The 12,141-nt window shown below is 71.6% G+C and carries 10 protein-coding genes; 7 read left to right on the top strand and 3 right to left on the bottom strand.

Features of this window, described 5'->3' with window-relative positions; all coding sequences use genetic code 11:
• Positions 1-85: 85 nt before the first annotated feature.
• Together FNH05_RS20180 and mshC are read left to right on the top strand one after the other, a co-directional pair.
• The gene (locus FNH05_RS20180) at positions 86-679 is read left to right on the top strand and encodes a TetR/AcrR family transcriptional regulator (RefSeq protein ID WP_144590265.1); all 594 of its coding nucleotides are present in this window, start codon (positions 86-88) and stop codon (positions 677-679) included.
• A 251-nt stretch (positions 680-930) separates the two neighbouring features.
• Positions 931-2,169 (top strand): cysteine--1-D-myo-inosityl 2-amino-2-deoxy-alpha-D-glucopyranoside ligase, encoded by a 1,239-nt coding sequence (gene mshC, locus FNH05_RS20175; protein ID WP_144590264.1) that lies wholly within the window; start codon positions 931-933, stop codon positions 2,167-2,169.
• 10 nt (positions 2,170-2,179) lie between these two features.
• On the opposite strand, the gene FNH05_RS20170 is transcribed toward mshC, so the two are convergent.
• Positions 2,180-3,793, bottom strand: coding sequence for an ABC-F family ATP-binding cassette domain-containing protein (locus tag FNH05_RS20170; protein WP_144590263.1), 1,614 nt, complete (start codon positions 3,791-3,793; stop codon positions 2,180-2,182).
• A 159-nt stretch (positions 3,794-3,952) separates the two neighbouring features.
• On the opposite strand from FNH05_RS20170, the gene FNH05_RS20165 reads away from it, so the two are divergent.
• Positions 3,953-4,777, top strand: coding sequence for a metallophosphoesterase family protein (locus FNH05_RS20165; RefSeq protein ID WP_144590262.1), 825 nt, complete (start codon positions 3,953-3,955; stop codon positions 4,775-4,777).
• Here FNH05_RS20165 and FNH05_RS20160 read toward each other — a convergent pair.
• On the bottom strand, positions 4,760-5,887 hold the full coding sequence (locus FNH05_RS20160) for an MFS transporter (RefSeq protein ID WP_281287620.1): 1,128 nt from the start codon (positions 5,885-5,887) through the stop codon (positions 4,760-4,762). The genes FNH05_RS20165 and FNH05_RS20160 overlap by 18 nt on opposite strands.
• Positions 5,884-6,723, bottom strand: a complete 840-nt coding sequence (locus FNH05_RS20155; RefSeq protein WP_186382642.1) for a PAC2 family protein — start codon at positions 6,721-6,723, stop codon at positions 5,884-5,886. Before FNH05_RS20155 ends, FNH05_RS20160 begins: the two co-directional genes overlap by 4 nt.
• Positions 6,724-6,849: 126 nt before the next feature.
• On the opposite strand from FNH05_RS20155, the gene metH reads away from it, so the two are divergent.
• The 4 genes from metH to hisG all read left to right on the top strand — a co-directional run.
• Positions 6,850-10,401 carry a methionine synthase gene (gene metH, locus FNH05_RS20150; RefSeq protein WP_144590260.1) on the top strand — a complete coding sequence of 1,184 codons (3,552 nt, stop codon included), beginning with the start codon at positions 6,850-6,852 and terminating at the stop codon, positions 10,399-10,401.
• Between the two features lie 14 nt (positions 10,402-10,415).
• Positions 10,416-11,099 (top strand): HAD family hydrolase, encoded by a 684-nt coding sequence (locus FNH05_RS20145; protein ID WP_425458469.1) that lies wholly within the window; start codon positions 10,416-10,418, stop codon positions 11,097-11,099.
• 109 nt (positions 11,100-11,208) lie between these two features.
• Positions 11,209-11,472 (top strand): phosphoribosyl-ATP diphosphatase, encoded by a 264-nt coding sequence (locus FNH05_RS20140; RefSeq protein ID WP_144590259.1) that lies wholly within the window; start codon positions 11,209-11,211, stop codon positions 11,470-11,472.
• A gap of 17 nt (positions 11,473-11,489) precedes the next feature.
• On the top strand, positions 11,490-12,141 hold a 652-nt coding region (gene hisG, locus FNH05_RS20135; protein WP_144590258.1), incomplete at its 3' end, for an ATP phosphoribosyltransferase.

Genomic DNA, 12,141 nt, shown 5'->3' with positions numbered 1-12,141 from the left:
CTTCACGGTCGATTCGACTGTGAAGGGACCCTTCACGGCACTCCCGCGGCCCCCTTGCCGGGGCCCTCGCCCTTAGGCTGAGGGGGTGGGCCATCGGGAACAGTTGCTCGCGGCCGCCCGGCGTCTGCTGGAGGACAAGGGCTACGCGCACATCACCGCGCGCGATCTGGTCGCCGCGTCGGGCACGAACCTGCACTCCATCGGCTACCACTTCGGTTCCAAGGCGGGGCTGCTCAACGCCGCGATCGGCGAGGTCTTCGAGGAGTGGACCGAAAAGCTGGCCCAGATCGCGATGGCCGACCCGGCCGCCACCCCCGTCGAGCGCGGGCGCCGCGCCTGGGCGGCGATGCTCGACAGCCTGCCTTCGACCCGTGAACTCCTGCTGTCCTATGTGGAGGCTCTTGCCCAGGCCGAACGCACCGTTTCCCTGCGGGAGCAGTTCGCCGAGCAGTACCGCCGCTGCCGCCGCCGGGTCGCGGCCCTGGTCGCGGAATCGCTCGGCGACGGCACTTCGCCGGAGGATCCGCGCTGCCAGGCGGTAGCCAGCTTCGTGATCGCCATCTGCGACGGCCTCTCCGTGCAGTGGCTGCTCGATCCCGGTGGCGCCCCCACCTCCGCCGAGCTTTCCGAGGGACTGGCGGCGATGTGGTCGGCCTCCTTCCCCAGGACCGCTTCCTGACCTGCACCGTCCCACCGGGCGGGAGCAGCGGTGGCCGCGCCGCTTAGGGGTGTTTTGAAGCGGCGGAGCCGCTTGCGGTGGGGCCGTCAGCTTGCACCGCCGCGGGTTCTCAGGCGGTTCCTGGGGAGGACAGCTCCGAGGTGGTGAATTGGCATTCATGAGGAGGAGATCCCGCAGCCAGGGACCGCCTGAGGTTCCGCTACCCGCACCGCAACGCAAAACACTTGGAAACACTCCTTAGGGTTGGGGGTATGCAGACTTGGTCATCGGTCGCCCTGCCCCGCGTGCCGGGGATTCCGCGGGCCCCGCGATTGTTCGACACGTCCACCGGGCAGGTCCGCCCGACCGCACCGGGCCGCACGGCGCGGATGTACGTCTGCGGGATCACCCCCTACGACGCCACGCACCTCGGCCACGCCGCCACCTACCTGGCCTTCGACCTGGTGAACCGGTTGTGGCGGGACAACGGGCATGACGTGCACTACGTGCAGAACGTGACCGACATCGACGAACCGCTGCTGGAGCGCGCCGAACGCGACCACGACGACTGGGTAGTGCTCGCCCTGCGGGAAACCGCGCTGTTCCGCGAGGACATGGAGGCGCTGCGGGTGCTGCCGCCGCGCGAGTTCGTCGGCGCGGTGGAGAGCATTCCCGAAATCGTCGAGGTGATCGCGAAGCTGCTGGGCGACGGGGCCGCCTACCGGGCCGACGACCCGGCCTACCCCGACATCTACTTCGCTCGCGGCGCCACCGGCCGCTTCGGCTACGAGTCGAACTACGACGAGGCGACCATGATGCGGTTCTTCGCCGAGCGGGGCGGCGACCCGGACCGGCCGGGCAAGCGCGACCCGCTGGACGCGCTGCTGTGGCGCTGCGCGCGGCCCGGTGAGCCCTCGTGGGAATCCGAACTCGGCGCGGGGCGGCCCGGCTGGCACATCGAATGCAGCGCGATCGCGGTCAACCGGCTCGGCATGGCCTTCGACGTGCAGGGCGGCGGGTCGGACCTGATCTTCCCGCACCACGAGTACAGCGCCGCGCACGCCGAGGCGCTTTCCGGCACGCACCCGTTCGCACGGCACTACGTGCACGCCGGGATGATCGCCCTCGACGGCGAGAAGATGTCGAAGTCGCGCGGGAACCTCGTGTTCGTCTCGCGGCTGCGGGCCGACGGCGTGGATCCGGGCGCGATCCGGCTCGCGCTGTTCGCCGGGCACTACCGCAGCGACCGGGCGTGGACGCCGGATCTGCTGACCGGGGCGCAGGCGCGGCTGGACCGCTGGCGGGCGGCGGTGGCGCTGCCGTCGGCTCCCGCGGCGGAAGACACCGTGGCCCGCCTGCGGGACCACCTCGCCGACGACCTCGACACGCCCAACGCGCTGCGCGCCATCGACGCCTGGGCGTCGGAGGCCCTTCAGGGGCATGGCACCGACATCGCGGCGCCCGAGCTCGTCCGCACCGCCGTCGACGCCCTCCTCGGCATCGAACTCTGACCCGCGCCCGTCACCCACCGAGGCCTTGGTCCTCCGCCCGCACCACTTCTCCCCGGTGCAGGCGGAGGACGGGGTGGTTCCATCCGCGGCGCAGCCAGCGGTCGTGCGAGGCGACGACGACGGCGCCCGGTGCGCTGTCGAGGGCGTCGAACAACTCCTCGGCGAGGGTCAGCGAGAGGTGGTTCGTCGGCTCGTCGAGCAGGAGCACGTCCAGTGGCAGCGCCACCAGGATCGCGAGGGCGAGCCGCCGCCGCTGGCCGACCGAAAGGAGTCCGGCGGGCCGGTCCAACGCGGCGGGCGGAAGCAGGCCGAGGCTGTGCAACGGCACGGCCTCGGGCCCGGCGGCTTCGGCATAGAGCCGGCGGGGGCTCTTACCCGGATCGGGCAGGGTGACGTCCTGTTCCAGCAGTCCGGCGCGCAGCCCGCGGCGGCGGTGCACCGCGCCATCCGCCGGTTCGAGCCGCCCGGCGAGGACCGACAGCAGCGTCGACTTGCCCGCGCCGTTGCCCCCGGCCACCAGCAACCGCCCCGAGCCGGTCAGCTCCAGGTGTCCGATGTGGAGTCTCCCGGGCACGCGCACGTCGTGGACCGTCAGTGCGGGTTCGTCTTCGCCCGCCGCCCGCGTCAGTGCCGGTGCGGCGAACCGCAGCGGGGCCGGTGGCCGCGGGACCTGCGACCGGGTCAGCTCGTCGAGGCGCTGCTGCGCGTTGCGCACCCGGCGGGAGATCTGCTTCTGGACCCGTCCGCTCTTGAAGTCGTAGAGCATCTTCGCGTTGTCCCGGGGCGCCCGGTCGTGCGCCACCCGGCGGGCGGTCACCGCGACGGATTGGGCCAGCTGCTTCAGTTCCGCCTGTTCGGCGGCGTACCGCTGCTCCCAGCGGGCCCGCTCGGCACGCTTGTGCCGCAGGTACTCGGTGTAGGCGCCGCCGTAGCGGGTGGGTCCGCCCAGCGCCGGGTCGAGGTCGACGATGTCGGTGCACACCGCGTCGAGGAACACGCGGTCGTGCGAGGACAGCACGACGATCCCGTTCAGCCGCGCGAGGTGCCGTTCGAGGAATTCCAGGCCGGAGTCGTCCAGGTGGTTGGTCGGCTCGTCGAGCAGCAGCGTGCCCGGCTGCCGGATCAGCAGGGCGGCCAGCCCGAGCCGCGACCGCTGCCCGCCGGACAGCGTGTCGAGCCTCCGGCCCGGATCGAGCTCACCGAGCCCCAGCCCGGCCAGGACGAGCGCGGCGCGGCGGTCGGCGTCCCACAGGTCGTGGGCCTGGGCCCACTCGAGCGCCCGGCCGTACTCGCCGGCCGCCGCCGGATCGCTCTCCAGCCGCTCGGCGAGTTCGTCCAGCCGCCGCGCCACGGCCCGGATCCCGGCGAGGGCCTCGTCGAGCACCCCGGCGAGCGTGGCCGAGCCGGGGAAGGGCAGTTCCTGCGCCAGGAAACCCAGGTCCTCCCCGCGTTCGACGGTGCCGGCCAATGGCTCTTCGAACCCGGCGAGCAGCCGCAGCAGGGTGGATTTGCCCGCGCCGTTCTCCCCGACCAGGCCCAGCCGCCGGCCGGGGCTCGCGGTCAGTGACAGGCCGTCGAAGACGACGCGATCGCCGTAGGAGAAGACGAGATCGGTTACTCGCATGAAGACGCACCCACTCGGGAAGAGAAGTGAGCCCCGCCGGGCGGTGCGCCGCGGACGCGGGGACGGAGTACGCGTCAGTTCTTCATGATGCGACCAGGTTAGCGGTCTTCTCCGGCGCCGCAATCGTTTTTCCGGCCGCCGAGTCGTTACGGTGGAACGGTGCCCAGTCTCTTCGCCACCAGCGACCTCCACGTGACCCATCGGGGCAACCCCGAGATCGTCGAGACGATCCGGCCCGAATCGCCCGACGACTGGCTCCTGGTCGCCGGGGACGTCGCGGACCAGGTCGGTTCGATCGTGGACACGCTGGCGATGCTGCGGGAGCGGTTCGCGAAACTCGCCTGGGTGCCGGGCAACCACGACCTGTGGACCACCGGCCGGGACACCGTCGCGCTCCGCGGGCAGGACCGCTACCTCCATCTCGTCGACCGCTGCCGCGAGATCGACGTGCTCACCCCCGAGGACCCGTACCCGGTGTGGGAGCACGGCGAGCGGCCGTTGACGGTGGCCCCGCTGTTCGTGCTCTACGACTACAGCTGGCGCACCCCGGAGGCCGAGGACGCGCCGCTGGCCCAGGCGCTGGCGCAGGCGCGGGAGGCGGGCGTGGTGTGCACCGACGAGTACTTCCTGCACCCCGACCCGCATCCCAGCAGGCAGGACTGGTGCGCCCAGCGCCTGAAGTACAGCGAGGAGAGGCTCGCGGCGATCCCGGAGGACCACGGGACGATCCTGCTGTCCCACTGGCCGCTGCACCGGCATCCGACCGCCCCGCTGTACTGGCCCGAATTCGCGCTGTGGTGCGGCACGACCCGCACCGAGGACTGGCACGTGCGGTACCGGGCCGAGGCCGCCGTGTTCGGCCACCTGCACATCCCCAGGACCACCTACGCGGACGGCGTGCGCTTCGAGGAGGTCTCGCTGGGCTACCCGCGTGAGTGGCGCAAGCGGGCCCGCGGGCCGGTGGCGCTACGCAGGATCCTGTGACGGGGGCCGGATCACGGCGAGCGCGACCGGCGGCACCAGCACCGCCGCGGCGACCAGGAAGGCCAGGCTCGCCCCGGCGTGGTAGAGGCCGGTGAACACGGCCGGGGAGGCCGACATGCCGAGGAACCGCAGCGCCGTCACCACGGAGATGGCGCCGCTTCGGCCCTGCGTGCCGCCCCCGAGCACGAGGGTGTTGATCCCGACCAGGATCAGCTGCCCGCACACCCCGGCCAGCGCCCACGCCACGGCCACCACGGGCAGCGACGCGGTCAGCCCGATCGAGCCGATCGCGACCGCGCCGAGCAGCAGCCCGGCCATGACCGCCAGGCGCGGGCCGAACCGGTCGGAAGCCGCGCCCACCAGGCGCGCGGTGGTGAACCCGGCGAAACCGAAGGCGGTGAGCACCAGGCCCCGCATGCCGGGGCTGAGCGCGAACAGGTCCTCCAGCCGGAACGCCACCAGGAACGGCAGTCCCGCCAGGCAGGCCCAGGCCAGGAACACCACGACGCCGTACCACAGCACGTCGCGCCGCCAGGCGTCCCGCAGCCGGGCCACCTCGGCCGTCCCGCCGTGGTCGGGGGGCAGCGGGCTCGCCGCCAGGACCGCCGCCACCGCGGCGATGCCGGCGAAGGCCCAGCGCCAGGAGCTCTCCGCCGCGATCCCGCCGACCAGCGGCGCCGAGGTCTGCCCGATGGCCTGCATCGCGCCGAAGGTGCCCAGCGACCGCCCCAGCCGCTGCCTGGGGGTGATCTCGGCGAGCTTGGTCAGCAGCAGCGGGGTGGTGAACGCGTTGGCCACGCCCTGCAGGCCCCGGCTCGCCTGGAACAGCCAGAACCAGGGGGCGAGGGCGGCGAGCGCCGCCACCAGCACGTAGCCGAGGTAGGCGAGCCGGATCGTGCGGACCGGGCCCCAGCGGGCGCCCAGCGTCCCGGACACCAGCATCACCACCGCGAACGGCAGCAGGTAGGCGGTCAGCGAAGTGGCGGCCGTGCCCTGGGTGACCCCGAAGGCGGCGCTGAGTTCGGGCAGCATCGAGGACACCACACCGCCCCCGAACGGGCCGAGCAGGCCGCCGACGTAGAGCGCGGCCAGTGCACCACGGGATCTCACCGAGGCGCCGACCCGGGGCCTTCCTGTCCGGGACGGCGCCGCCGGAGATAGCGCTCGAACTCCGCGGCGATCTTGTCGCCACTGGACTCGTCGACGGAGATCTCCTCTTCGGCGTCGCCCCGCTCTTCGAGGGTCCGCACGTACTCGCTGATCTCCTCGTCCTCCTCGGCCATCTCGCTGACCGTGCGCTGCCACTCCTCGGACTGCTCGGGCAGGGCACCCAGCGGCACCTCCACGTCGAGCACGTCCTCGAGCTTGTGCAGCAGCGCCAGGGTCGCCTTGGGCGACGGTGGCTGCGAGACGTAGTGGGGCACCGCGGCCCAGATCGAGATCGCCGGGATGCCCGACTGCACGCACAGGTCCTGCAGGATGCCCACGATGCCGGTCGGGCCCTGGTAGCGGCTGCGCTCCAGGCCGAACCGGGCGGCCGCCTCCGCGTCGTAGGCGGTGCCGGTGACCGGCACCGGCCGCGTGTGCGGAGTGTCGGCGAGCAGGGCGCCGAGCGTGACCACGGTTTCCACGTCGAGGGCCTCGATGTGTTCGAGGATCTCGTCGCAGAAGGCGCGCCACCGCATGTTGGGCTCCGGGCCCTGCATCAGCACCACGTCCCGGTCGTAGCCGGGGGGACGGCAGACGGACAGCCGCGTGGTCGGCCACTCGACGCGCCGCGTGACCCCGTCCACCATGCGGACGGTCGGGCGGCTCACCTGAAAGTCGTAGTAGTCGTCGGGGTTCAGCTCCGCCAGCGGCTTTGCGTCCCAGCTCAGCTGGAGGTGCTCCAGCGCCGTACTGGCGGCGTCACCTGCGTCGTTCCACCCCTCGAATGCCACCACCATGACCGGGCGCGACGACTCCGCAGAGTCATCGGACGGACGATGGGACTGCTCGATCGCGTCGGCTGGGTCACTCACCCGACCAGCCTACGACCCGGGCACGGGCGGGGAGACCGTAGCCTGGACGACATGCCGGATCACCTTTCGTCGCCACTGCTGGATGCCCTCGCCGCCCGTGTCGTCGTGGCCGACGGAGCGATGGGGACCGCACTACAGGCCCATGACCTCTCCCTGGACGATTTCGCCGGGTTGGAGGGGTGCAACGAGATCCTCAACGTGACCCGGCCGGACGTGGTCCGGGGCATCCACCGCGGCTACCTGGAGGCCGGTGCGGACGCGGTGGAGACCAACACCTTCGGTGCCAACTGGGCCAACCTGGCCGAGTACGGCGTCGAGGACCGGATCTTCGAACTGTCCGAGGCGGGGGCGCGGCTGGCGCGGGAAACCGCGGACGAGTTCTCGGCGCCCGGGCGGCCCCGGTTCGTGCTGGGCTCGGTGGGCCCGGGCACCAAGCTGCCGACCCTGGGGCACGCGCCCTACGCCCGGCTGCGGGACGCGTATTTCGAGCAGGTCCGGGGCCTGCTGGCGGGCGGTGCCGACGCGGTGATCGTGGAGACCACCCAGGACATCCTGCAGACCAAGGCGGCCGTCGTGGCGGCGCACCGGGCGATGGAGCGCGAGGGCCGCCGGATCCCGGTGATCGCGTCCCTGACCGTGGAGACCACCGGCACGATGCTGCTGGGCACCGAGGTGGGCGCGGCGCTGGCGGCGCTGGAGCCGCTGGGCGTCGACCTGATCGGGCTCAACTGCGCGACCGGCCCCGCCGAGATGAGCGAGCATCTGCGCACGCTGTCGCGTTCGGCGAGGGTGCCGCTGTCGGTCATGCCGAACGCCGGCCTGCCCGAGCTGGGGCCGGACGGGGCGGTGTACCCGCTGTCCCCGGAGGGACTGGCCGAGGCGCTGTCCGGTTTCGTGCGCGAGTTCGGGGTGGGCCTGGTCGGCGGCTGCTGCGGAACCACCGACGAGCACATCCGGCAGCTCGCCGAGGCGGTGCGCGAGACCCCGCGCGCCGAGCGGAGCCCGCGCCCGGAGCCCGGGCTGTCCTCGCTGTACCAGGCGGTGCCGTTCGAACAGGACGCCTCGGTGCTGATGATCGGTGAGCGCACCAACGCCAACGGGTCGAAGAAGTTCCGCGAGGCGATGCTCGAAGGCCATTACGAGGACTGCGTGGAGATCGCCCGGGAGCAGACCCGCGACGGCGCGCACCTGCTCGACCTGTGCGTGGACTACGTGGGCCGCGACGGGGCCCGCGACATGGCGGAGCTGGCCGGGAGGCTGGCCACGGCGTCCACCCTGCCGATCATGCTGGACTCGACCGAACCGGAGGTGCTGCGGGCGGGCCTGGAGCACCTGGGCGGGCGATGCGCGGTCAACTCGGTGAACTACGAGGACGGCGCGGGCCCGGATTCGCGGTTCCAGAAGGTGATGCGGCTGGTGCGCGAGCACGGCGCGGCCGTGGTCGCGCTGTGCATCGACGAGGAGGGCCAGGCCCGCACGGCGGAGTGGAAGGTCCGGGTCGCCACGCGGCTGATCGAGGACCTGACCACCAACTGGGGTATGTCCGTTTCGGACATCATCGTGGACTGCCTGACCTTCCCGGTCTCCACCGGGCAGGAGGAGGTCCGGCGCGACGCGCTGGAGACCATCGAGGCGATCCGCGAACTCAGGCGGCGCTATCCGGAGGTCCAGACCACCCTCGGGGTGTCCAATGTGTCCTTCGGGCTGAACGCGGCGGCCCGCCAGGTGCTGAACTCGGTGTTCCTGCACGAATGCGTCCAGGCGGGGCTGTCCACCGCGATCGTGCACGCGTCGAAGATCCTGCCGATGGCGCGCATCCCCGAGGAGCAGCGCCAGGTCGCCCTCGACCTGGTCTACGACCGGCGGCGGGAGGGCTACGACCCGCTGCAGAAGCTGATGGAGCTCTTCGAAGGCGTTTCCGCGGCCTCCAGCAAGGCTTCCCGCGCCGAGGAACTGGCCGGGCTGCCGCTGTTCGAGCGGCTGGAACGCCGGATCGTGGACGGCGAGCGCAACGGACTGGAAGCCGATCTGGACGAGGCGATGACGCAGCGGCCGCCGCTGGAGATCATCAACGAAACCCTGCTGGCGGGCATGAAGACCGTCGGCGAGCTGTTCGGCTCGGGCCAGATGCAGCTGCCGTTCGTGCTGCAGTCGGCCGAAGTGATGAAAACCGCCGTCGCCTACCTGGAACCGCACATGGAAAAGGATTCCTCGGGCGGCAAGGGCCGGATCGTGCTCGCCACCGTGAAGGGCGACGTGCACGACATCGGCAAGAACCTGGTGGACATCATCCTGTCCAACAACGGCTACGAGGTGGTCAACCTCGGGATCAAGCAGCCGGTCACCGCGATCCTGGACGCGGCCGGAGAGACCGGGGCCGACGCGATCGGCATGTCCGGCCTGCTGGTGAAGTCCACGGTGATCATGAAGGAGAACCTCGAGGAGATGAACTCCCGAGGGGTCGCGCAGCGGTGGCCGGTGCTGCTCGGCGGGGCCGCGCTGACGCGCACCTACGTGGAGAACGACCTGTCCGACATCTACCAGGGCGAGGTGCACTACGCGCGGGACGCGTTCGAGGGCCTGCACCTGATGGACCAGATCATGGCCGTCCGCCGCGGGGAGGCCCCCGCGGCGGACCCGGAAGCCGAGGCCAAGCGCGCTGAGCGCAAGGCGCGCCGGGAGCGGTCGCTGCGCATCGCCGAGGCGCGCAAGGCCCGCCAGGAGCCCGAGGAGATCCCGGCCCGGTCCGACGTGGCCACCGACGTGCCCCTGCCCACGCCGCCGTTCTGGGGAACCCGGGTGGTCAAGGGCATTCCGGTCGCCGAGTATTCGGCCTACCTCGACGAGCGCGCCACCTTCCTCGGCCAGTGGGGCCTGCGCGGCGCCAAGGGCGGCCAGGGACCCACCTACGAGGAACTGGTCGAGACCGAGGGGCGGCCGCGCCTGCGCTACTGGCTCGAACGCCTTGCCACCGACGGAGTGCTGCAGCACGCCGCCGTCGTCTACGGCTACTTCCCCTGTGTGGCCGAGGGAAACGACCTCGTGGTGCTCTCCGAACCCCGCCCCGGCGCCCCGGAGCACTGCCGGTTCACCTTCCCCCGCCAGAAACGCGACCGGCACCTGTGCCTTGCCGACTTCTACCGGCCGCGCGAGGCGGCGCTGGAAGCCGGTGAGGTGGATGTGCTGCCGCTGACCCTGGTCACCATGGGCGCGCCGATCGCCGAGTACGCGAACGAACTGTTCGCCGCCAACGCCTACCGCGACTACCTGGAGGTGCACGGCCTCGGCGTGCAGCTGACCGAGGCGCTCGCCGAGTACTGGCACCGCCGCGTACGCCAGGAACTCCACTTCGCCTCCGGGAATTCGCTGGCCGACGAGGATCCCCAGGCGATCGAGGAGTACTTCAAGCTGGGCTACCGCGGCGCCCGCTTCTCCCTGGGCTACGGCGCCTGTCCCGACATCGAGGACCGCACCAAGATCGTCGAACTGCTCGAACCGGGCCGCATCGGCGTCAAGCTTTCCGAGGAGTTCCAGCTCCATCCCGAGCAGTCCACCGACGCCATCGTCTGCCACCACCCCGAAGCCAAGTACTTCAACACGTGAGGGAAGGGAACGCCTTGACTGGACCGTCCACACAGGACGGATTGGCGGCCGTGCTCTGGGACATGGACGGCACGCTGGTCGATTCGGAAAAGCTGTGGGACGTCGCGCTGTACGAGGCGGCGGAATGGCTCGGCGGCAGGATCACCGAACAGCAGCGGCTGACCCTGGTGGGGTCGAACATGACCGCCACCGCCGGCTACCTGCTCGAGGTGACCGGCCGGCCGGTGACGCCGGAGGGGATCGCCGCCACCGGCGACTGGATCCGGGACCGGACCGCGCAGCTGTTCGCCGACACGCTGCCCTGGCGTCCCGGGGCGCGCGAGGCGCTGGAGGCGGTCCGTTCGGCGGGCCTGCCCACCGCGCTGGTCACCTCGACGGAACGCTCGCTGACCGAACTGGCCCTGCGCACCATCGGCCGCGAGTTCTTCGACGTCGTGGTGTGCGGCGACGAGGTGGACGGGCTGAACAAGCCGCATCCCGAGCCCTACCTGAAGGCGGCGCGCCTGCTCGGGACCGACCCGGCCCGCTGCCTGGCCGTGGAGGACTCCCACCCCGGCACCGCCTCCGCCGTCGCGGCGGGCTGCGTCGTGCTGGTGGTGCCCAATGACGTGCCGGTCGAACCGGGGGAGCGGCGCGTCCTCCGCTCCTCGCTGGCCGGCTTGGACGCTCCCGCGTTCGCGGAAATCTTCGCGCGGTGACCGGGGATGTGGCGCGGCGCACTTTCCCCGCGCGGCCCGGTGATCGGGACGCGGCGGGGAGCGGGCCGGATCGACGGCGCCCGGCGGCGGATGGAAGTATCTACAGACCGTGAAGACCTTCGATGAGCTGTTCGCCGAGCTGACCGAGCGTGCGAAGACCCGGCCCGCCGGCTCGGGTACCGTCGCCGCGCTCGACGCGGGCGTGCACGCACAGGGCAAGAAGGTGCTCGAGGAGGCCGGCGAGGTCTGGATCGCGGCGGAGCACGAATCGGACGAGCGGCTGGCGGAGGAGATCTCCCAGCTGCTGTACCGGGTACAGGTACTCATGCTCGGCCGCGGGCTGAGCACCGAGGACGTTTACCGCTACTTGTAAGAACGGGAGTGAAGGGCATGCTGCGGGTTGCGGTGCCGAACAAGGGAGCGCTGGCCGGTCCGGCGGCGGAGATGCTCGGCGAGGCCGGGTACCGACAGCGCCATGACCGCGATCTGACCGTCCTCGACCATGTCAACGAGGTCGAGTTCTTCTTCCTGCGGCCCAAGGACATCCCGATCTACGTGGGCAACGGCGAGCTCGACCTTGGCATCACCGGACGCGATCTGGCCATCGACTCGAGGGCCCAGGTGGAGGAGACTCTCGCGCTGGGCTTCGGCGCCTCCACCTTCCGCTACGCCGCGCCCGCCGGGCAGGACTGGAAGCCCGCCGACCTGGCGGGCAGGCGGGTGGCCACCTCGTTCCCGAACCTGGTCACCGACGACCTCGCCACGCACGGCGTGGAGGCCGAGGTCATCCGGCTCGACGGGGCGGTGGAGATCTCGGTGCAGCTCGGTGTTGCCGACGCCATCGCGGACGTGGTGGAGACCGGTCGCTCCCTGCGCCAGCACAACCTGGTGGCCTTCGGCGACCCGATCTGCGTGTCGGAGGCGGTTCTCGTCCAGCGGGCCGGTTCCGCGCCCGACAAGGCGAAGTCGCAGCTCGCCGCCCGCCTGCAGGGGGTGGTGTTCGCGCAGCAGTACATGATGCTCGACTACGACTGCCCCCGCA

The sequence above is a fragment of the Amycolatopsis rhizosphaerae genome, from assembly GCF_007713715.1.
Lineage (GTDB): Bacteria > Actinomycetota > Actinomycetes > Mycobacteriales > Pseudonocardiaceae > Amycolatopsis_E > Amycolatopsis_E rhizosphaerae.
The sequence above is the reverse complement of the archived record's forward strand: the minus strand, read 5'-3'. Positions and strand labels throughout refer to the sequence as shown.